14 protein-coding genes and 2 pseudogenes are annotated in these 21,283 nt (G+C 70.1%); 12 read left to right on the forward strand and 4 right to left on the reverse strand.

All coding sequences use genetic code 11. From position 1 onward, the window contains the following. Window positions 1-6 precede the first annotated feature (6 nt). A pseudogene (locus OHA03_RS36575) lies at window positions 7-347 on the forward strand (3-oxoadipyl-CoA thiolase); the annotation flags it as partial. Window positions 348-787: 440 nt separating this feature from the next. Here OHA03_RS36575 and OHA03_RS36580 read toward each other — a convergent pair. Then, a complete protein-coding gene (locus OHA03_RS36580; RefSeq protein ID WP_267008328.1) occupies window positions 788-2,197 on the reverse strand; it encodes a S9 family peptidase in 1,410 nt (469 codons plus the stop codon). Window positions 2,198-2,488: 291 nt separating this feature from the next. Between OHA03_RS36580 and OHA03_RS36585 the strand changes: the two genes are divergently transcribed. The 4 genes from OHA03_RS36585 (at window position 2,489) to OHA03_RS36600 (ending at window position 8,589) form a co-directional block, all read left to right on the forward strand. Beyond that, window positions 2,489-3,259, forward strand: coding sequence for an SDR family oxidoreductase (locus OHA03_RS36585; RefSeq protein ID WP_267008329.1), 771 nt, complete (start codon window positions 2,489-2,491; stop codon window positions 3,257-3,259). A gap of 56 nt (window positions 3,260-3,315) precedes the next feature. Next, window positions 3,316-5,112: an acyl-CoA dehydrogenase gene (locus OHA03_RS36590; RefSeq protein ID WP_323181400.1), complete on the forward strand. Its 1,797-nt coding sequence runs from the start codon at window positions 3,316-3,318 to the stop codon at window positions 5,110-5,112. Between the two features lie 356 nt (window positions 5,113-5,468). Further along, window positions 5,469-7,283, forward strand: coding sequence for an ABC transporter ATP-binding protein (locus OHA03_RS36595; protein WP_267008331.1), 1,815 nt, complete (start codon window positions 5,469-5,471; stop codon window positions 7,281-7,283). A gap of 49 nt (window positions 7,284-7,332) precedes the next feature. Beyond that, a complete protein-coding gene (locus tag OHA03_RS36600) occupies window positions 7,333-8,589 on the forward strand; it encodes a CdaR family transcriptional regulator (protein WP_267008332.1) in 1,257 nt (418 codons plus the stop codon). A gap of 11 nt (window positions 8,590-8,600) precedes the next feature. Here OHA03_RS36600 and OHA03_RS36605 read toward each other — a convergent pair whose 3' ends face one another. After that, window positions 8,601-9,557: an alpha/beta hydrolase gene (locus OHA03_RS36605; RefSeq protein ID WP_267008333.1), complete on the reverse strand. Its 957-nt coding sequence runs from the start codon at window positions 9,555-9,557 to the stop codon at window positions 8,601-8,603. A 385-nt stretch (window positions 9,558-9,942) separates the two neighbouring features. On the opposite strand from OHA03_RS36605, the gene OHA03_RS36610 reads away from it, so the two are divergent. Then, the gene (locus OHA03_RS36610; RefSeq protein WP_267008334.1) at window positions 9,943-10,698 is read left to right on the forward strand and encodes a polysaccharide deacetylase family protein; all 756 of its coding nucleotides are present in this window, start codon (window positions 9,943-9,945) and stop codon (window positions 10,696-10,698) included. Window positions 10,699-10,875: 177 nt separating this feature from the next. Beyond that, window positions 10,876-11,727 (forward strand): IS5 family transposase, encoded by an 852-nt coding sequence (locus OHA03_RS36615; protein ID WP_267008335.1) that lies wholly within the window; start codon window positions 10,876-10,878, stop codon window positions 11,725-11,727. Here OHA03_RS36615 and OHA03_RS36620 read toward each other — a convergent pair. Continuing rightward, a pseudogene (locus OHA03_RS36620) lies at window positions 11,720-13,359 on the reverse strand (IS200/IS605 family accessory protein TnpB-related protein). The gene OHA03_RS36615 and the pseudogene OHA03_RS36620 sit on opposite strands and share 8 nt — an antisense overlap. Window positions 13,360-13,492: 133 nt before the next feature. On the opposite strand from OHA03_RS36620, the gene OHA03_RS36625 reads away from it, so the two are divergent. The 5 genes from OHA03_RS36625 (at window position 13,493) to OHA03_RS36645 (ending at window position 19,560) form a co-directional block, all read left to right on the forward strand. After that, the gene (locus tag OHA03_RS36625) at window positions 13,493-13,657 is read left to right on the forward strand and encodes a hypothetical protein (RefSeq protein ID WP_267008336.1); all 165 of its coding nucleotides are present in this window, start codon (window positions 13,493-13,495) and stop codon (window positions 13,655-13,657) included. Between the two features lie 277 nt (window positions 13,658-13,934). Beyond that, window positions 13,935-16,409 carry a polysaccharide lyase 8 family protein gene (locus tag OHA03_RS36630; protein WP_267008337.1) on the forward strand — a complete coding sequence of 825 codons (2,475 nt, stop codon included), beginning with the start codon at window positions 13,935-13,937 and terminating at the stop codon, window positions 16,407-16,409. Window positions 16,410-16,425: 16 nt separating this feature from the next. Then, window positions 16,426-16,578 (forward strand): hypothetical protein, encoded by a 153-nt coding sequence (locus tag OHA03_RS36635; protein ID WP_267008338.1) that lies wholly within the window; start codon window positions 16,426-16,428, stop codon window positions 16,576-16,578. A gap of 118 nt (window positions 16,579-16,696) precedes the next feature. After that, entirely contained in the window at window positions 16,697-19,156 is a 2,460-nt protein-coding gene (locus OHA03_RS36640; RefSeq protein WP_267008339.1) for a polysaccharide lyase 8 family protein, read from the forward strand. A 233-nt stretch (window positions 19,157-19,389) separates the two neighbouring features. Then, complete coding sequence (locus OHA03_RS36645) at window positions 19,390-19,560, forward strand: hypothetical protein (RefSeq protein WP_267008340.1); 171 nt, start codon at window positions 19,390-19,392, stop codon at window positions 19,558-19,560. Window positions 19,561-19,615: 55 nt separating this feature from the next. On the opposite strand, the gene OHA03_RS36650 is transcribed toward OHA03_RS36645, so the two are convergent. Next, entirely contained in the window at window positions 19,616-21,112 is a 1,497-nt protein-coding gene (locus OHA03_RS36650; RefSeq protein ID WP_267008341.1) for an HAD-IA family hydrolase, read from the reverse strand. Between the last annotated feature and the right edge of the window lie 171 nt (window positions 21,113-21,283).

The raw sequence follows: 21,283 nt of genomic DNA on the forward strand, positions 1-21,283 counted from the left end.
CCTGTCGTGCGCGCCGTCCACTTCGCTGCTGCTTGCCGCACCCCCATCGGCAAATTGCGCGGAGCCCTGTCCTCCGTGCGGCCCGACGACCTCGCATCCACCGTCATCCGCGGCCTGATCGCCGAACTGCCCGCGCTCGACCCGGCGCGTATCGTCGACGTCTACTGGGGCGCCGCCAACTGGGCGGGCGAGGACACCGCAACGTCGCCCGCATGACCGCCCTCCTCGCCGGGCTGCCCGAGTCCGTGCCCGGCGCCACCGTCAAGCGGCTGTACGCCTCCGGCCTGGAGGCGGTCACGACGGCGGCCTGCGCCATCGCCTCCGGCGAAGCCGGCATCGTGTGCGCGTTCTTCGACAAATAGGCTGTGAACCGCATCAACCAGCGGCTGTTCGAGCGCTTGGTGATCTCGGCGACGGCCCACGTGCCCCGTGCCGGCTCCGGGACTTCCTGGGGTCTGCCTCAGCCCTCGCGTGTGGCGTGCCGGTGGTGTCATCGCAGCTTCGCGCCGGTGTGGGGACCAGTTGGGCGCCACGCGGTGTGCGCGATACCGCACGGCAGGCGCGGCGGCGCACAACTTGCGACCGGATTCAGTCTGATATGTGGAGATAATGCGGGTGGCTCTCACTCCTGGGGGTCAAGGGGTCGCAGGTTCAAATCCTGTCGTCCCGACAGGATGTCGGAATTTTCCGCAGGTGACGCGTGAGGGGGGCCGTGCGGGAGCCCTCTTCGGATGCCGAAGCGGCGGCATCATACCGAGCGTTGTCCACGACGCAGGGTCACGCGCGGTCAGCGCCCGGGCAACGTCTCCTGCAGCCAGTCGAAGACGACCTCGCAGTGCTGCTGCGGGGCCATCGGGGAGCAGTGCAGCTGCGCGCCGGTCGCAGCTGTGAGCTTCACGTAGTCCTTGGGGGACGTCAGTTTGTCGAACATCTGTCGCGGCTGCCCCGGATAGAACTGCTCGTAGTCGTAGTCCAGGACCAGCGTGGGCATCTTGATGCGCCCTACGACATCCGTGATGTCGAGCGACTTGATCAGCTGGGCGGGGGTGTAGAAGTCCGTGAACATCTTCCCGTCGCGGGCGGCGAGCATCGCCGGCACGGAGAAGGGTTCGAACCGTTTCTTCAACGTCGCGGCCTCGGCCGGAGTCAACCCGGGGGCGACCTGCTTGTTCCAGATGTTGTTCGTCTCCGCCTTGTCCGGGGTGAGGATCTTCCGGATCTCCGGGGGGAAACCCAGCCACGGAGCCAGAACGCCGGGCATCGCCACCAGGGCGGCGATCCTGTTCTCGAAGGCGGCGGCCCGCGGTGCCAGGCCGCCCGCCATGCTCAGCCCGGTCAGGGCGATCCTGCCGGCGTCCACGTCGGTGCGGGCGACCAGCCAGTCGACGAGGGGAGTGACGACCGTTTCCCAGCGCGGCGTGAACACCACCCGGTCCACGAAGAGCAACTGCCCCTGACCTGGTCCGTCATACACGAGGGCGTTCCAGCCGCGCTCCAGGGCGGCCTGGACGCCGTAGGTCCACATGTCGACGTTCTGACCGTCGCTGCCGTTGGTGAGGATCACGGTGGGGCGTCGCTCGCCGGAGTCGTCCGGTCTGAAGAACCAGACAGGAAGCGGCGTCCTCCCGTACGGGACGTCCGCCGTCACCGGTGGCGGGGCGGACAGCCTGCAGAACGTGTCCCAGCCGCGGCGCCCGGACTTGTACAGCCCTTCCTCACCGCCGGGGTCGTCGGAGCCGAGGACGAAGAACAGCGCCTGGCCGTAGTACTGCGATGCCCGTAGCGCGCGAAGGCGCGTCGTCTCCGTCCCGGCCTTGCTCGCCACGGGCGCCACCATCAGCTGATCACCGAGGTTCTTGAACGTCCCGGTGTACGTCTGCGCGGAAGGCCCGGCCTTGTTGATCTCGTTCACGGCGGTGAGCACCTCGCCCACTTCGCCGGCACCCTGGCCTGCGGCGCCGAGTGCGAGAAGCCCGTTGAAGTTGAACCCCGGATCCTTGAACAGGGTCATCACCCCGGGCGTGGCACCGTCCGCGGAGCCGGTGGCCGATCCCGTACGACTGGGTGTGGGCCCTTGCGCGGAAGTTGCGCCCGAGGGCGTACAGCCACCTGCCAGCAGGACCCCGGCCCCACCGGCGAGCCCGGTGAGCGCGGTCCGCCGACTGAGGCCGGCTGCGTCCTTCGATACGTGCGTCATGCCAGCCGACCGTAGGAGCCCCGACCCCTGCACCTCGATGCACGACACCGGCCGTTCCCCCGAACAGCCTGCTTGCCGCCGAGGGCTGCAGCCCGGGGTGCGGAGCCCGACGGCACGATGCGTCCGGCCGCTGCTGTGCCGCCCGTGGCCTTTGGTGCCGCCGCACAGGTGCATGGGCGAGGCCCGCTTGTCGCGGCGCCCCGGCGGAAACAGGCTGGTTGACGCGTTCTAAGCGACCGCTTAGTATCCAGAAAGTCCGCACCCGCCCGATCACCGCCCCTGGAGTCCGCCGTGACCTCACTGTTCTCCGTCTCCGGCAAAACCGCCCTGGTCACCGGAGGGTCCCGCGGTATCGGCCTGATGATCGCCCGAGGCCTGGTCGCGGCCGGGGCCCGGGTCTACGTCAGTTCCCGCAACGCAGCGGCCTGCGAGGAGGCCGCGCGTGAGCTCTCCGAGCTCGGCGAGGTGATCGCACTGCCCGCGGACCTGTCGCAGGAGGAGGAGTGCCACCGGCTCGCCGCGGAGATCGCCGAACGCGAGGAGCGGCTGCACATCCTGGTCAACAATGCGGGCGCGACCTGGGGTGCCCCACTGGACGAGTTCCCGGTCAGCGGCTGGGACAAGGTGATGGACCTCAACCTGCGCAGCCCCTTCCTGCTGACCCAGGCACTGCTGCCGCTGCTGCGCAAGGCCGGCTCGCATGACGACCCTGCACGCGTGATCAACGTCGGTTCCATCGACGGCCTGCACGTCAACCCGCTGCCCACTTACTCCTACGCGGCGAGCAAGGCCGGACTGCACCATCTGACCCGGGTACTGGCCAAGGAACTCGGCCCGCAGGGCATCACCGTCAACGCGATCGCCCCCGGCCCGTTCGAGTCCAGGATGATGGCCGCCACGCTGAAGGCACAGGGCGACGCCGTGGTCGAGTCCGCTCCGCTGCGCCGGATCGGACGCCCTGATGACATGGCCGGCGTGGCGGTCTATCTCTCCAGCCGGGCCGGGGCGTACGTCACCGGCGCGGTGATCCCCGTCGACGGCGGCATCGGCACCACCGTCTGAACCGCCGCTCGGACGCGTACCCGTTTCCGCTGCCCTCCCCGATCGGACCCATGCGCATGGACTCCCTGCTGCTCTCCCGCCGCGACCTGGACTTCCTGCTCCACGACTGGCTGGACGTCACCGCCCTGACCCGCCACCCCCGTTACGCCGACCACGACCGGGACACCTTCGACGCGGTGCTGGACCTCAGTGAGGCCATCGCGACCCGGCACTTCGCCCCGCACAACAAGAAGAACGACGCCGAGGAGCCGCGCTTCGACGGCGAGCGGGTGCATGTCATCCCGGAGGTCGGGCAGGCGCTGCGGGTCTTCGCCGAGGCCGGCCTGACCGGCGCCGCGATGGACTACGAGGTCGGTGGGCAGCAACTGCCCACCGTGGTCGCCAACGCCTGCATGTCCTGGTTCCAGGCCGCCAACGTGGGCACCGCCGCGTATCCGTTCCTCACGATCGGCAATGCCAACCTGCTGCTGGCGCACGGCAGCAAGGAGCAGGTCGACACCTATGTGCGGCCCATGGTCGAGGGCCGGTTCTTCGGCACCATGTGCCTCTCGGAGCCGCAGGCCGGCTCCTCGCTGGCCGACATCACCACCCGGGCGGTGCCGCAGGACGACGGTACGTACCGGATCACCGGTACCAAGATGTGGATCTCCGGCGGCGACCACGAGCTCAGCGAGAACATCGTCCACCTGGTGCTGGCCAGGATCCCCGGTGGGCCGGCGGGCGTGAAGGGCATCTCACTGTTCATCGTGCCCAAGCTCCTGGTCGAGCCGGACGGCAGCCCGGGCGAGCGCAACGACGTGGTGCCGGCCGGCCTCAACCACAAGATGGGCTACCGCGGCACCACCAACACCCTGCTCAACTTCGGCGAGGGCCGGTACACCCCGGGCGGCGCCCCGGGTGCCGTGGGCTTCCTCGTGGGTGAGGCCCACCACGGGCTCGCGTACATGTTCCACATGATGAACGAGGCCCGCATCGGCGTCGGGCTCGGAGCCACGGCGCTCGGCTACACCGGCTATCTGCACGCCCTCGACTACGCGCGCACCCGCCCGCAGGGCCGACCGCTGACGGGCAAGGACGCGAACGCCCCGCAGGTCCCCATCATCGAGCACGCCGACGTACGCAGAATGCTGCTGGCACAGAAGAGCTACGTGGAGGGCGCCCTCGCGCTCAGCCTCTACTGCAGCCGCCTGCTCGACGAGGAACGCACCGCCGAGCAGGAGCACGGGCGCGCCCGCGCCCGGCTGCTGCTGGACGTCCTGACGCCCATCGCCAAGAGCTGGCCGTCGCAGTGGTGCCTGGCCGCCAACGACCTCGCCATCCAGGTGCACGGCGGCTACGGCTACACCCGCGAGTACAACGTCGAGCAGTTCTACCGGGACAACCGTCTCAACGCCATCCACGAGGGCACGCACGGGATCCAGGGACTGGACCTGCTCGGCCGCAAGGTCGTCACGAACGGCGGAGCAGGGCTGAGTCTGCTCCTGGAGACCATCTCGGCAACCGCCGCCCGCGCCACCGCGGGCGGCGGCGAGGCGGCCGAGCTGGCCGCCTCGTTGGAGCAGGCCGCGGGCCGAGCCGGGCGCACCACGGCCCGGCTCTGGTCGACCGGAGACCCCGCGACCGCCCTGACCAACGCCTCCGTCTACCTGGAAGCCGTCGGCCACGTGGTGCTGGCCTGGATCTGGTTGGAGCAGTTCCTCGCGCTCAAGGACGGCACGGACGACTTCCACGAGGGCAAGCGACAGGCGGCCCGGTACTTTTTCCGCGTGGAACTACCGCGTACGGGACCTCAGTTCGACCTGCTCGACAGCCTGGACCGCACCGCGGCGGACAGCCGGCCCCAGTGGTTCTGATCCAACGATTTCGCGGTACCTGCCCTCCGCCGACCCGCTGTTGACAGGTCGCACCCGACTCCTGGAGACCCGCACCTGTACGGCTGGGGCGCACGTGTGTGCGGTGCGCCGCCGGCTGACAAAAACGCTTGGACTCCGCGGGCGTCATCGCGGGACACTGTGATGCCGGGCCCGCCCGTACTCGCACGGTGGCGTCGCCGCGATCTGCGCGGGGGGCTTTGTCGTCGTGCCCCGCCTGTCGGAGGACGACCCGAGCGCGGGCACTCACTCGAACCGAAGCTCCGCACGGCCATGGAGACAGCGGCATGCCCCCGAGAGGCGCACGGCGGGCTGCCGCACGACAACACGGGGTTGGGATGGGCTTATCTGAATCGCGCGAGGCCCCTCGGAGCAGGGGCTCGGTACTCCTCGCACTTCGTTACTACGGACGGGAGTTGGCCCGGTGTCCGCGGTTGACGGTGCCCGCGATGCTGCTGCCGGCGCTGGGCAACATCGGTATCAACTACATCGCGCCGCTGGTCGTCGCGAAGCTCGTCGGCCGAATCGCCGGCGACAACGGTATGTCCATCGGTTCGACGCTGCCCTACGTTCTCGGCTTCGCCGGCGTCCTTCTGTTCGCGGAGACGCTGTGGCGTATCGGCTTCCACTGCCTGAACCGCGTAGCCGCCCTCGCCATCGAGCACCTGTACGTGATCGGCATGGACGAGCTGTTCGCCAAGGACGCCGCGTTCTTCCATGACAACTTCGCCGGGTCGCTGACCAAACGGGTCCTCAGCTTCGCCTCTCGCTTCGAGGAGTTCATCGACACGCTTACGTTCTCGGTCGTGGGAAGCTTCGTGCCGCTGCTGTTCGGGTCGGTGGTGCTGTGGCGCTACGACCCGCTGCTCGTAGTCGGGCTCCTGGCGATGATCGCACTGACGGCGCTGTGCGTGGTGCCCCTCATCCGCCGCCGCCAGGCGCTCGTCAAACAGCGCGAGGAGGCGATCGCCCGGGTGTCGGGCCACGTCGCCGACAGCCTGACGAACATCGACACGGTCCAGGCGTTCGCCGCCCAGGAACGTGAGGCCGCCGAGCATCGGTCCCGCGTCGCGCAGTCGCGGCGGCTCACGCTGAGGTCGTGGGACTACGGCAACCTGCGCATCGACACGCTGGTCGCGCCGATGTCCGTGCTGACCAACGCGCTGGGCCTGCTGCTCGCGGTCACGCTCGGCGGGGGCGGGCATGGCGTGGAGGCGGTCGTGGTCGCCTTCACGTACTACAGCAACGCGACGCGGATCATGTTCGAGTTCAACCAGATCTACCGCCGCCTGGAGAGCTCGATGACGGAGGCCGCGCAGTTCACCGAACTGCTGCTGACGCCGCCGACCGTGCTCGACCCGGCGTCGCCGGAGCCGTTGCTGTCCCAAGCCGCCGACGTCCGCTTCGAGCAGGTGACCTTCGCCCACGGGGGCGGGAAGCCGCTCTTCGAGGGCCTCGACCTGGCCGTGCCCGGCGGGGCGAAGATCGGTCTCGTCGGCCGGTCCGGCGGGGGCAAGACCACGCTCACCCGGCTGCTGCTCCGGCTGACGGACATCGACGCCGGCCGGATCCTGATCGGAGGTCAGGACATCAGCAGGCTGCGTCAGACCGACCTGCGCAGCCTGATCGCCTACGTGCCGCAGGACCCGGCGATGTTCCACCGCACGCTGCGGGAGAACCTCGCGTTCGCCCGGCCGGACGCCACCGATGCCGAGATCCGCCGCGCGGCCGAGGCGGCGCACGTCACGGAGTTCGCCGACGCGCTGCCGGACGGCTTCGACACCATGGTGGGCGAGCGCGGTGTCAAGCTGTCCGGCGGGCAGCGCCAGCGGGTCGCCCTCGCCAGGGCGATCCTGCGTGACGCGCCGATCCTGCTGCTCGACGAGGCGACCAGCGCCCTGGACTCCGAGAGCGAGATCCTCGTCCAGGAGGCGCTGTGGCGGCTCATGGACGGGCGGACGGCGCTCGTGGTGGCGCACCGGCTGAGCACGGTCGCCACCATGGACCGGCTCGTCGTCCTGGACCGCGGACGGATCGTCGAACAGGGCACCCACCAGGAGTTGCTCGCGTCGGACGGCTCCTACGCGAAGTTGTGGCAGCACCAGTCGGGCGGCTTCCTCGACGGCAGCTCCGCGCGGGCCGACCTGCACTGAAGGCGAGTGTGTGCATGGATCTGTCGATCATGGTCTCTTCCTTCCTAGAATGACGGCCGTGAAGGGACTGCTGCTGCGGCTGTCGGCGCTGGATGCGGACGCCGCCACCGCCGTCCGTGTGATCGCCCACTTCGAGGCGTTGCTCGGTGGTGGTCTCGATCCGGTGTCCCTGACCCGGTCCACCGCCGCGCTGGCCGGGTGCGCCGCGGGGCTGGAGCTGCCCGACGGCCGCTCGGCGCGGTTCGGTTCGGCCGGTGTCGCCCTGCCGGGCGCACCCGAGCAGGTCTCCGGCCGGGTCGATCTGGAGCCGGCCGGACGCGTCTGGTTGGAGCGGCCCGGTGCACCGGGCCCGTTCGACGAACTGGTCCTGGAGTGGATGGCCATCACCGCGCGGGTGCTGGCGGGCCGGCCGCGGCGGACCCGGGTGCCCTCGGCCGCCGATCCGGCGCTCGTCGAGCTGGTGCTGTCCGGGCGGGAGGATGCCTCCGACCGGGCCCGCGCGCTGCGCCTGCTGGGCCTGGACCCCGAGGCGCCGTTGCGGGTGGCCGCGGTGGCCGGTGGCCCGGGGACGGACGTCGGGGTGGAGACGGTGGCGCTGCTGGGGCGCGGCTCGCTGCACGGCATCGTCCGAGTGGCGCAGGTCGGGTCGGTGGGCGCGGTGCTGGTGCAGCGACCGATCGGTTACCCGGCCGGTTCCGAGCCCGGTGACGGGCCCTCGGGTCGTACCGCCTCACCGGCCGCGGAGCTCCGTACGGCCCTGCGTGAACGCCTCCGCGACCGGGGGCCGTCCCGCAGGTCCGCGCACGCGATACGTGTGGGGGTCGGCGGCGGCGCCGATCCGCTGGACGCGCGGGACTCCTGGGCACAGGCGCGCTCGGCCCTGCGGTTTGCGGGGACGGGCACCCCGGAGGAGGCGGTGGCCGACCATGACGAACTCGGCCCGGTCGCAATGCTGGCGGACATCCCGGTGGAGCGGCTGCGCGCCCAGGCCGACGTACGGAGGCTGGCGAAGCTGGAGTGCGGTGAGCGGGGCGGCCGGTCCGGGCACGGCAACGACCTTCTGGATGCCCTGGCCGCGTTCTGCCGTACGGGCTCGCTGCGCCAGGCCGCCACGGAACTGCACCTGCACCACAGCTCGGTGGCCGCCCGTCTGGCGCACGTCGAGGACGAGTTGGGGTGGCGGTTGCGCGACCCGCAGGACCGGTTCCGCGCCCAACTCGCGCTGTACGCGCTGCGGCTGTCCGAGGACCGCGAAGGTGAAAGCGAAGGCGACGGGCATGGCGGCCGCGGCGGCGACAGCGGATGAGCCGCACCGGCTCATCGCCCCAGCGCCCTGCGGAGCACCGTGATCGCCTCATCGGTCGCGCGCTGTATGACGGCGGCGTGCTCCACGGCCCACGCGCCGTGAAAAGTGCCGGGGATCAGATGCAGCTCTGTGGGTACCGAGGCGGCCAGCAGGGCGCGGGCGTAGTCGATGCCCTCGTCCCGCAGCGGGTCGAACTCCATGACCGAGACGTACGCGGGCGGCAGCCCTGACAGGGTGACGGCCCCGGCGCGGCCGGGGGCGGCGTAAGGGGATACGCCTGGGGTGCCCCGTACCCCGTACCCGAGATAGGCCTCCCAGCTGAGGCGGGCGCTGCGCCGGTTCCACACGGGCGTGTCGGTGAACAGCCGGGCGCTCGGGGTTTCCAGCCGGTCGTCGAGTGCGGGGCTGCACAGATGCTGGAAGCAGACCGCGGGCCCGCCGCGGTCACGGGCGAGCAGGGTCAGTGCGGCGGCCAGACCGGCGCCGGCGCTGTCGCCCCACAGCGCGATCCGGTCGGCCCGGACGGTCGTCCCGCCGGCGTTCGTCGCCAGCCAGCGCAGCCCGGCGTAGCAGTCCTCCAGTGGGGCGGGGAAGGGGTGCTCGGGGGCCAGGCGGTAGTCGACGGAGACCACCAGCGCCACCAACTCCCGGCAGAGCAACAGGTTCCAGTCGTGATCGACGTCGGGCGAACCCAGGACGAAGCCGCCGCCGTGGATGCTGTAGACGGCGGGGAGCAGCCCCTGTACCCCCTGCGGCCGGTAGATGCGCAGCCGTAGGTTCGGTGCGCCGTCCGGGCCGGGTACGGAGACCTCCTCGACATCCACCCCCGTCGTGTCCGCCGCCGCGACCACCGCGGCCAGCTGCTCCGCCTGCGCGGCCCGGGCCATGTCCACATCGGTGATGTCGACCTCGGGCATCATGGCGAGCGCGGCGGCCAGTTCGGGATCGAACCGGTGGCGCGAGAGCATGTCCTGCTCCGATCGTCGGCATACGGAGTACGGGGTACGGGGACGCCGTTCCGTGAGACGGCGTGGCGTCCGGTGAGACCGTGTCACGGACGTTCCCCCAGGTCACCAGACGGGTGTCGGGAGATCCACGGCTCCGACCCGACAACGCCGCGTTTTTTCACCGTGTATGCGGCGGCGACCAGCCCCCACAGGTCTCCTCAAACAGCTGTGACCTGCAAAAACGCACCCCTGGACGGAGTAATGGACCGCTCTTGACGTCGGCGCCGGGCCTTTCTAGGTTCTCCCTGCTCGACCGGAGGATTCCGACGAGGTCCCGGCTCGCGCCGGCGGGCCGGCCTTGCCCCGACGGAGCGTCGGGCCCGGCAACGCCAGGAAAGGAAGCAGCTTGACCACCACCAGCACCACCGAGAGGGCCGTCCGTGAAAGGACGCGCTCCCGACGCGCACGCCGGCTGCGCCGTCTCGCGACACCCCTGTTGCTCTCCGGCGGAATGTGTCTGGGCGCACTGACCGTGGCGGGGCCGGCCCAGGCCCGGCAGGCCAACGCCCAGGTCGTCGAATCCACCCGGCACGGCGGCAGGGCCGTCGCCCTCACCTTCGACGACGGCCCGAACCCCGCCGACACCCCTCGACTGCTGGAGGTGCTGCGCAAGCGCCATGTCAAGGCGGTGTTCTGCCTGTGGGGCGACCACGTCAAGGAACATCCCGAACTCGTGCGCGCGATCGTCGCGGGCGGCCACACGCTGTGCAACCACACCATGCACCACGACGACATGGGCACCTGGTCGGCGGAGGACATCCGCGCGGACCTGGAGCGGACCAATGCCGAGATCCGCCGGGCCGCGCCGGGTGTACGGATCCCCTACTTCCGTGCGCCGTACGGCAGTTGGGGCAAGAGCTCGCAGGTGGCGGCCGACCTGGGGATGCAGCCGCTGGGATGGCGGCTGGCGATCGGCGACTGGGAACCGCCCGGCACCGACGAGCTCGTCCGCCGCGTCGAGGAGGGCATCACGCCCGGGGCCGTGATCCTGATGCATGACGGGGGAGGCGACCGCAGCCAGACCGTCGACGCCGTCGATCGGCTCATTCCCCTGCTCCGAGCCCAGGGCTGGCACTTCGACAAGCCGGCCCGCCGTGGCTGACCTTCACTCACGACGCTCCAGGAGATCCGTATGAGAGCACACCGTTCCTAGCCAGTGCACATAAGACCGACCGGCAGTAGGTGGCGGAGCACGGTTGCGATGAGGGGTGGCAGCAGAACGGGCACAGGCCCGCGTGATCATGGAGTTCTCTACGCTCTGTGACCGCGAAGGACGACTGTGCCCGCGCTGCCATCATGCCTGCTTGAACCCGCCTGGGACCAGTTCAGGGCCCTGCTGCCCGATCGGGCCGAGTTTGACCCCGACCATCCGCTCGGCTGCCATCGACGGCGTATACCGGACCGCGTCGTCTTCGACCACGTCGTCCAAGCGCTGATCCACGGCTCCGGATACGAGCGCATCTCCTCGCCCGGATGCTCCGACCGCACGATCCGACGCCGCGTCAAGCTGTGGGCTCAGATGGGGATCTCGCAAGCGCTGCACCGGATCGCCCTGGAGGCGTACGACCGCATGATCGGCCTCGACCTCGATGAAATCTCGGTCGACGGCTGCATCACCAAGGCGCCGTGCGGCGGAGAGAAAGCGGGGCGCTCGCCCGTCGACCGGGGCAAGCAGGGACTGAAGCGCTCGGTCGCCTCCGACGCGTGCGGGGTTCCACTCGGGATCGTGTCCGCCGGGGCGAACCGGCACGACTCGCCGCTGCTCGGCCCCACCCTGGCAGCGGCCAAAGAGCAGGCCGGTGCGATGCCGGAGGCCGTCAACGTTAACCTCGACCGCGGGTACGACAGCACCAAGTCACGTGTGTTGATCGGCGAGTTGGGATTCTCGGCCGAGATCGCCCGCAAGGGCGTGCCCGCCCCGATCCAGGCCGGCAAGCGCTGGGTGGTGGAGCGCACGCACTCGTGGATGAACGACTACGGCAAGCTGCGGCGCTGCACCGAGAGGAGCGGCGATGTCGTGGACTTCTACCTCTACCTCGCCGCCGCACTCGTCACGCTCCGCATGCTCATTCGACGCTCGACGAGCCGCTACCGCTGGGACGGCCGCCCCACCACCCGACGCCTCAAGTGATCCATTTGCCGGTGGGTCTAAGTGAGTCCTGGACCCACTGCTGCGTGCTGGGCGCATCCCGAACGGTTTTGGATGCACTGGGTTCCCGCTTTCGCTTCCCGCTCGGCGGCGGCTCTCCGGGGGGCCGGTCCGTGGTGGGTGGGCGGGTTCCCTCACGTCCCCGGTTGCCTGGTGCGGCCTGGGCGGTCCGATGCCCCGCACGATCGCTCTGGTCGTGTGGGGGCGGTGCCGTCCGTCGCCGGACCGGGTGTCCGAGGGCGCGTCTCCCGATCGCGATGCCGGCGGCATCGTGACGGGACATTTTTCGGTGTGGGGTGGTCAGTGGTTTCTGCCAGTGCTGGGCACCCCACAGGCTGGTGTAGGCCGGGTCGACCGCGACGACGCTCAGGCCGTGCTCGGCGGCCATCGATAACAGCCGGGCCTTGAGCTTGCCGGTGGGCATGCCGGAGATGAGCTGCCTGAACCGCTTGCGGCCCCCGTGCTTCTCCCGGGTCTTCTCAGCAGTGAAGTCGAGGTCTTCGATGCCGATCGCGCCGACACCGACCCGCTTGGCCCAGTTGATCAACCGAGTCAGGGCGTGGCGGATCTGTGCGTCGCGGTGACCGGCAGTCCCGGACAGGTCATAGCCGAAGCGGTGCGGCTCGCCAACCGGGTTGCCGTGCCGGTCGAGCCGGTAGGCAGCGAAGTGGTCCGCGTTGGTGTCGACGCCGATCATGCCCCGGGCGCGGGCGGTCTCCAGCGGGATGGTCTGGACGAGGGGGCGTTGCCAGGACGCGGTGAGGTACCAGCGGCCGCGCTCCGTGTCGAGGTGGATGCGGTAGGCCACGACCCGGTTCGCGGTGATGCGGTCGGCCCACTCCACACCCCGGTGCGCGAACGCCACGGTGGAGGCGAGGGTGTACCGGCCGTTTCGGGTGTTGGCCAGGTGCGCGAGCGGAACGGGCGGCTTGATGGACACTTCGCCGTCCGGGGTGACGCGGATCGTCTCGTTCCCGAACCGCTTCCCCGACTCACCATCAGCAGCGAGGAACCGGCGTTCCGCTTCCCACCGTTGTCGCCACTCGCCTTCGGTGAGCCGGGCTTCGGTGAGGTGGTGGCGGGTGTTCAGGAGACGCTTGCCGCCTCGTACCACCCGGACCCGTCCGGCCTGCCAGTCGGCTACAGCAGCCGTGTGCCGCGCCTCCAGCATCGCGAGGCGGCGGGACTTGCGGAACCACTCGCTCTTCGACCGGTAGCCACCCGCCGTACGCTTGGTGCCCTTCTCCCCGAGCGGGAGGGACAGCCGGTGCCGCAACGTCTTGATCCCGGCCGCCAGGTTCTGGATATACGCGGCCTGGCAGCGGCGCGCCAGCGCCCACTGATCGTGGGTGGCCTTCGTGATGGCCCCGCGATCCGCGACGATGACACCCCGGTCAGTTCCCGCTTGCGCGCAGCCCAGGTGTCCGCACCGTGCTCCAGACCATCCGCACAACGGGCCTTGAGATCACCGGACGCCAGCGCACCCTGATGCGCACCGACCGCACGCAGCACCCCCTCGTCCTGGGGCGTGAGGTGCTTGAGACGGTCCCGGACCGCCACCCCGCAAGGCCCAGGCGCCACGAAGGACGCGGCCAGTTCTCGCAACCCACCCACCACATCACCCCCGCCCTCAAGGCCGCACCCCTGCCACCCAGCCCAACGAGCAGCAGCCGCCAAGGTCACCCATTCGGCTCCAGAACTCCCGTTCCCACCCCCGCGAACTCACCCGACGGTGCACAACAGGCTCGTGGACGCCACGCCCGCCACGTCCACCACCGACGATGCCCCGCTGGCCGCGGGCAGGACCCTGGCGGACGAGGTCGCCGACGCAGCCGTCACGGTGTGCGCGGTCGACGCCCAGGGCGCAGACCTGCGCATCGCCGTCGGCGGCACCACGCCCCCTTCCTGCTGATCCGCCATGCCCCGGAGCGGGGCGTCGCACGCTGCACGCCACCGTGCGAACCCGGCTTCGGGACGCGTCGGGACGGGACCCCAGCAGTACACAGTCCACCGCGAACTGCAGCCGAGGAGAAAGCGGTAGGGGAGAGGCATAGTAGGCCAAAGGCGAACGCACAGAACGATCGAAATGCTCAATTCTGCTTCTTCTGTTGAGCGGTTGAGCGCTTGCGTGCTAGAAACCGCCTACTCCACAGCGGTATCCCGCACACCTCCCGGCCTCCGGAGCACCCATGACGCCCCCTCCCTCGCCCCCTTGGTCCCGCCGCACCTTCCTTGCGGCCACCGGCGGCACCGCGCTCGCGGTCGGCCTCACCGAGCCCGGCACCGCCGCGGCCACCACTCGCACCCAGGCATCGGCTGCCGTCCAGACGGACGACGAATTCGCCGTGCTGCGCGCCAAGTGGCGCACTCTGATCCTCGGCGAGGGCTTCAGCCCGACCGCGGAGCCCTTCAAGTCCAAGCTCGCCACGCTCGACGCCCAGGCAGCCGGCTTCCAGGCCACCATGGCGCCGACGGCCGGCTCACTGTGGCCCGGTATCAGCTATGCCGACCCGTCGCCGGACACCGACCAGGAGTCGTACGGCTACTCGGCCAGGATGAACGACAGCTTCACGCGGCTGAACACCATGGCCCAGGCGTACGCCCAGCCCGGAACGGGGCTCACCGGAGACGCCGCACTCAAGGACGCCGTCATCGCCGGACTGGACCATCTCTACTCGGACGTCTACAACGAGAACAAAGCCCGGTTCGGCAACTGGTGGAACTTCCAGATCGGCTCGCCGCAGGCGCTGATGGACACCGCCGTGCTGCTCTACGACCACCTGTCGGCCGAGCAGATAGCCGCCTACTGCCGTGCCGTGGACAAGTTCCTGCCTGACTCGGCCGTGGCGCAGTACACCGGCACCAGCACCGGCGCCAACCGTGTCGACCTGTGCCGCGGGATCATTCTGCGCGGCGTCGTCGGCGGCAGCGCGGCCAAGATCCAGCTGGGCGGTGACGCGTTGTCTCCCGTCTTCCCGTACGTCACCACCGGTGACGGTTTCTACGCCGACGGCTCCTTCATCCAGCACACCAACGTCCCCTACATCGGCGGCTACGGCGCGGTGCTCCACGACGGCCTCGGCCGGCTGTTCGCGCTGCTGCGCGACTCGACGTGGCAGGTGAGCGACCCGGGCAGTCAGCTCTTCCTCGACACCGTCGAGAAGGCCATCGCCCCCTTCATCTACAACGGCCTGATGATGGACAACGTCTCCAGCCGCGGCATCAGCCGAGGGCTGACGGTGTCCGACCCCTTCCAGCTTCCCCAGGACGACCACACCCGCGCGCACAGCGTGATGGCATCCGTCCTACTGGTCGGCCAGGGCGCGAGCCCCGAGGAGCAGGCCCGCTGGAAGGCCATGGTCAAGGGCTGGCTGCAGCGTGACTACTACGGTCCCGCCCTGAAGAACCCGAAGCTGAGCCTGGTCAACACGGCCCGACTGCAGACGCTGTTCGACGACGACACGGTCAAGGCGTCGCCCGAGCCGACCGAGCACCGGGTCTTCTCCAACATGGACCGCGCCACCCACCGTCGCCGCGACTGGGGCGCCTCGGTCAGCATGGCCTCCAAGCGCATCGCGCACTACGAGTTCGGGAACGGTGAGCACGCCCGCGGCTATCACACCGGCTCGGGCTGGCTGTCCTGGTGGGGCGACGACCACGGTCTCGAGCAGTACTCGGACACCTTCTGGCCGACGGTCGACCCGTACCGGCTGCCCGGCATCACCGTCTCGAAGAAGCCGCTGCCGGACGGCTTCGGCGGTAACTGGGGCAACCTGAAGCCGGACACGGCCTGGGTGGGCGGCACCACCGACGGCGAGTTCGGCGTCACCGGGCAGCATCTGCGGGGTGTGGACAGCACGATGACCGCCAAGAAGTCGTGGTTCTGGCTCGACGACTCGATCGTCTGTCTCGGCGCCGGTATCACCTCGGCCGACGGCACCGCGGTCGAGACGGTGATCGACAACCGCAACCTGGGCGCCTCGGGCACCGCCCGGCTCAGTCTCAACGGCATTGCGCAGCCGGGTACCCAGGGCCGGCAGACCACCCGGGCGCACACCAAGTGGGCGCACATCGCGGGGCACGCGGGCTATGTCTTCCCCGAGGCGGGCGGCAGCCGGGTCAGCGCACTGCGCGAGGAGCGCACAGGCGCGTGGAAGGACATCAACACAGGTAGCTCCCCCACCTCGTTCACCCGGCGCTATCTGACGCTGTGGCAGGACCACGGCACCGACCCGCAGGACGCCTCGTACGCGTACATCCTCATGCCCGGCGCGAGCGAGCTGCGCACCGCTGCCCGCGCCATCGACCCGCTGTGGCTGCAGATCCTCGCCCACACGGCGCAACAGCACGGCATCCGCGTCCCCTCCCTCGGCTTCACCGGGATCAACTTCTGGGAGGCGGGCACGGTCGGCAAGGTCACGGCGAGCGCACCGGTGAGCGTGCAGATCCGTGAGAAGCGCGACGGCACGGCGACGATCTCGGTGGCCGACCCGTCCCGCACCGTCACGGGCCTGACCCTCACCTGGAAGCGACCCGTCAAGTCGGTTCTCTCCAAAGCAACTTCGGTCACCGATGTGCAGACGGGCTCCTCCCTCACCCTCACGTTCGGCGACCTCAGCGGCAGCTACGGAACGACCCACCAGGTCAAGGTGCGGCCGGCCTGACGCACGGCACCCCTCGGTGGGCCGGGTTCCCGCCCACCTGCGTGAGCAGGAACCCGGCCCGGTCCCTCCGAACCGGGGCGCCTACGACAGCGACGACCCCGCGAACGCGGAGATCGACTACGTCGACGGCCTGAAGGCAGGTACCTCGTACGCCGACGTCGCCCCCTGAAATCCAGGGCCCATTCCTTGATCCCTGCCCCCGAAGGTCCTCAGCCCCCGCCCCTGAATCTGCACCGTCGGTCCCAGCCCTCTCAGCCCTCCTCCCACCTCCTCATCCGGAGATCGCAATGACGCGTTCCTGGCCTCGTCGCACCTTCCTGGCCGCAACCGGCAGTACGGCACTCGCCCTCGGCCTGGCCTCGGCCCCCCTCCTGACCTCTGAGGCCGCGGCAGCAGGGGGTACCCCGCGGACGGAGTCCGGGGAAGAGTTCTCCGCGCTGCGCGCCAAGTGGCGCACCCTGATACTCGGCGAGGGCTTCAGCCCGACCACCGAGCCCTTCAAGAGCCGTCTCACCGACCTCGGCGCCACCGCGACCCAGCTCCGGTCGTCCATGGCTCCGGCCACCGGCTCGCTCTGGCCCGACCTGGTGTTCGCCGACCCCGAGCCCGACACCGACCAGGAGTCGTACGGCTTCTCGGGGAACATGGCGAGCAGTTACGGCCGACTGAACACCATGGCCCAGGCGTACTGCCAGCAGGGCACCGGCCTGACCGGCCACGCCGGCCTCGCGACCGACATCCTGACCGGCCTCGACCACCTCTACTCCCAGGTGTACAACGAGAACCGGACCCGGTACGGCAACTGGTACAGCTGGCAGATAGGCGCCCCGCAGGCCCTCCTCGACGTCTGCGTCCTGATGTACGACCAGCTGTCGGCCACCCAGCTCGCCGACTGCGCCAAGGCCGTCGACCACTTCGTGCCCGACTCCGCGGTGTCGAGCTACACCGGTACCAGTACCGGCGCCAACCGCGTCGACCTGTGCCGGGTACTCGCGCTGCGCGGCGTCGTCGGTGACAACTCGGCCAAGGTCGCGCTCGCGCGGGACGCCCTCTCGCCCGTCTTCCCGTACGCCACCGGTGGCGACGGCCTCTATACGGACGGGTCCTTCATCCAGCACACCACCGTCCCCTACACGGGCTCGTACGGCTCGGTGATGCTCGGCGGCCTCGGCATGCTGTTCGCGCTGCTCGCAGGGTCCAGCTGGGCGGTCACCGACGCCGACCGGCAGATCGTGTTCGACGCGGTGGAGAACGCCTGGGCACCGTTCCTCTACAACGGACTGGTGAAGGACGGTGTCTCGGGCCGCGCCATCAGCCGAGGGATCTCCGCATCGGACGCGCGGAGCATCCAGCAGGACGACCATCTGCGCGGCCATCCGATCCTGGCCTCGATCGTGCTCCTCGGGCAGGGTGCGAGCGCGGCCGAGAACACCCGCTGGCGCGGCCTGGTCAAGGGCTGGATGCAGCGGGACTACTACAGCCCGCCGATGAGCAACCCCTCGCTCGGGCTGACAAGTCTGGCGCGGCTCAAGGGCGTTCAGGACGACACCGCGGTCTCGGCCATCGCTGAACCGACCGGCCACCGGCTCTTCACCCATATGGCACGGGCCACCCACCGCCGGCCCGGCTGGGCCGCCTCGATCAGCATGGCCGACAGGCGCATCACGTACTACGAGACCGGCAACGGCGAGAATCTGCGCGGCTGGCACACCGGTTCCGGAATGCTCTACTGGTGGGGCGACACCTACGGCAACGGCCAGTACAGCGACGCCTTCTGGCCCACCGTCGACCCGTACCGGCTGCCCGGCACCACCGCATCCCGCAAGGTGCTCGCGGACGCCGCCGGCGGCGACTGGGGCGCGTCCATGCCGGACGTCAACTGGGTCGGCGGCGCCACCGACGGGCAGCGGGCGGCCATCGGGCAGTACCTGAAGGGGCTGCAGAGCACGCTGCTGGCGAAGAAGTCCTGGTTCTGTCTCGACGACGCGATCGTCTGTCTGGGAGCAGGCATCAAGTGCAGCGACGGCACAGCCGTGGAGTCCACCGTCGAACACCGCAATCTCGGCCCCACCGGCAGCACCTCCTTCACCGTCGACGGCACCACCAAACCACTGACCTACCCGTGGTCGGAGACCCTCACAGGCGCCATGTGGGCACACATCGGGGGTCACGGCGGCTACGTCTTCCCCGGCGGTGCGACCGTCAAGGCGCAGCGCGAGGCCCGCGACGGCAAGTGGAGCACCATCAACAAGGGCAGTTCCACGACCACCCTGAACCGCAAGTACCTGACCATGTCGGTCGACCACGGCACGAACCCGGTCAACGCCTCGTACGCCTACACGCTCCTGCCGGGCGCCACCGCGGACCGGACCTCCGCCAGAGCGGCGGACACGGGCTGGCTGCAGATCCTCGCCAACACCGACAACCAGCAGGGCGTCAGCGTCCCCGCACTCGGTTTCACCGGAGTCAACTTCTGGTTCGGCGGCACCGTCGGGACACTCACCGCGAGCGCGCCCTGCGCGGTGATGATCAGCGAAAGGAGCGACGGCACCGCGGTGATCTGCGTCAGCGATCCGATGCGGATGCGGACGTCCCTGACACTCACCTGGAACAGGGCCGTGGCCTCGGTGACCGCCAAGCCGGCCACGGTCACGGGGGCCACCACCGGGGCTTCGCTGCAGCTCACGTTCGGCGACCTCAGCGGCACCGCGGGTGCCACGCAGAAGGTCACCGTCAAGCTCGGCTGACCGGTCGGCCGGCCTCCCGACAACCAACCGACGACCACTCGAGACCACGTGTCGGCCGCCTCACCGGCCGACGGAGGGCGATTCACTGTGCGATCACTACCGATGCGACGGCTGACACGCGTCGCAGGCATCCTCTCCGGCGCGCTCGCCACGCGATCGGGAGCTGGAACGTCTCGTCGTCGGCCGGACTGCTCAAGCCCAGCGGTGTCGGCTTCGTCGAGTACTACAAGTCGGTGGCCGACTGCGCCTCGATCCCGTACGGGCAGGCGGTCTGGGGCAAGCCGTTCGTCAGCCCCGAGCCCGGTACCGGCACCAACACGAGCGCGTACATCTACGGCCCCTGCAAGGCGAACGCCGGCTACAGCCTCAGCAACGGCGAAGTCACCATGACCGGCGGAGGCTGAACCATGCGCACGTCCTTGCCCGTAATCGCAGCCACGGCCCTCGCCGCCCGCAGCACTACCCGGCCTGAAGTCCCGCGGTCCACAGGGTCTGTGGCTCCATCGCCCGCAGATCGCGCAGAACCGTCCTTCGCGGCGCAGCTGGGATCTCCGTGAAGGAGGCCACCGCGAGCACCCTGCAACCCGCGGCCTCGGCGGAGGCGACACCCGTCGGGCTGTCCTCCACGGCGAGGCACGCCGCCGGGTCCACGCCGAGCGCCCGCGCCGCCGCGAGATAGGGATCGGATGCGGGCTTGGTACGAGGCGTCTCGCCTTCGGCGACCGTCGTACGGAACCGCTCCGCGCCAAGGAGCTTGAGCACCGCGTCCACCACGGGGCGCGGGGACGCCGAGACGAGCGCCGCGGGAATGTCCAGGTCCCTGAGCAGATCGAGGACTTCCAACGCGCCGGGCAACACCGTGGTTTCGGACTCGACAGCGGTCAGGAAGGCTGCGTCGAGTTCCCCGGCCACGGACTGCATACTGCGGTCGGTGCCGGAGACCCGCTGGAGATGAGCGGCCGTGTCGGCGACCGCGCGGCCCAGTACGAAGGGCAGGTCGGCCTCGCCCAGCTCGTGGCCGAGCCCGGCGGCGGTCTCCCGCGCGGTTCGCAGCCACAGCGCTTCGGTGTCGACGAGTGTGCCGTCCATGTCGAAGAGGACGGCGTGCGGGGCGGCGGCGAAGGGCCGTCCGTCCAGCGTCCAGTGCCGGTCCACGTGCCGGCCGAGGGAGGCGAACACCTGGGCGGCGACGTCGACATGGCGGACGGCGCGGGGGGCGGCTCCTGCCGCGATGCCGGGACCTGCGGCGATCAGCCAGGCGGTGCGCTCCTCCTCGGTGCGGCCGCCGTGCCCGCCCGCATCCGTATGGCCGTGGTCGGTGACCACGAGAAACGTCCAGTCCTCGTTCTCGTACGAGGGCCGGGACCGCACCGCGTCGAGGAGCCGTCCGAGGCGCTCGTCGGCGGCCAGCACGGCGCTCTCGTACTCGCTGCCGCAGCCCAGGAAGTGTGCCGTCTCGTCAGGCGCGCCGAGGTAGACGAACGAGGCCTCCGGGTCGTCTCCGGCCAGGACCCGTACAGCCTCCTCGGTGATCTGCGCGTCGCACGCGTCCCAGCCTTCGGGGGTGTGTGCGGTGGGCGAGACGTACGCGGTCCTCGCCGGGGCCTGGAAGAGCGGGCCCCCGCCGCGGGCGAGCATCAGAGGCTCCCAGCCGGCCGCGACGAAGGTGCGCCGTCCGTCCTGTTCCGCGAGCCGGGTCGCGAAGTCGGGGAAAACGACCAGTCGGTGGCCGGTGAAGTCGTTGCTCCACACGCCGTGCTTGGCAACGGTGACACCGGTCACGACCGTGGCCCAGCACGGCCCCGACATCGTCGGTGTGCCGTCGTCGATCCCGACCGGTGCGAGGAAGCCCTGCCGTGCGAGGGCGTCCAGGTGCGGGGTCGGCAGCCGGCGCAGGGTGTCGAGCCGCACGCCGTCGATGCCGACGACGAGGACGCGGCGGGCACGACCAGACATGACAAAGTCCTTCCCAGGTTCGATCGGAGTGGCCGGCTCGGGGTCCGGCCGGCCCTGTTGTCGACGGGGTGCTGCAGTCGGTGTGCCGGGGCCACAGGACGCGGTGCCGATTCCGTGGTGCGCCGCGTCGAGGTCGACGTACACCCGGGCGGTGTCCGGCGCGGGTGTACA

It is taken from the genome of Streptomyces sp. NBC_00154, assembly GCF_026342835.1.
In the GTDB taxonomy this organism is placed as follows: Bacteria; Actinomycetota; Actinomycetes; order Streptomycetales; family Streptomycetaceae; genus Streptomyces.

What these genes read in the sequence shown, in the direction of transcription:
- OHA03_RS36580 (WP_267008328.1), bottom strand. Translation starts at nt 2,197, where the DNA reads ATGACGCACGTATCGAAGGACGCAGCCGGCCTCAGTCGGCGGACCGCG.
- OHA03_RS36590 (WP_323181400.1), top strand. Translation starts at nt 3,316, where the DNA reads ATGGACTCCCTGCTGCTCTCCCGCCGCGACCTGGACTTCCTGCTCCAC.
- OHA03_RS36595 (WP_267008331.1), top strand. Translation starts at nt 5,469, where the DNA reads ATGGGCTTATCTGAATCGCGCGAGGCCCCTCGGAGCAGGGGCTCGGTA.
- OHA03_RS36600 (WP_267008332.1), top strand. Translation starts at nt 7,333, where the DNA reads ATGACGGCCGTGAAGGGACTGCTGCTGCGGCTGTCGGCGCTGGATGCG.
- OHA03_RS36605 (WP_267008333.1), bottom strand. Translation starts at nt 9,557, where the DNA reads ATGCTCTCGCGCCACCGGTTCGATCCCGAACTGGCCGCCGCGCTCGCC.
- OHA03_RS36630 (WP_267008337.1), top strand. Translation starts at nt 13,935, where the DNA reads ATGACGCCCCCTCCCTCGCCCCCTTGGTCCCGCCGCACCTTCCTTGCG.
- OHA03_RS36640 (WP_267008339.1), top strand. Translation starts at nt 16,697, where the DNA reads ATGACGCGTTCCTGGCCTCGTCGCACCTTCCTGGCCGCAACCGGCAGT.
- OHA03_RS36650 (WP_267008341.1), bottom strand. Translation starts at nt 21,112, where the DNA reads ATGTCTGGTCGTGCCCGCCGCGTCCTCGTCGTCGGCATCGACGGCGTG.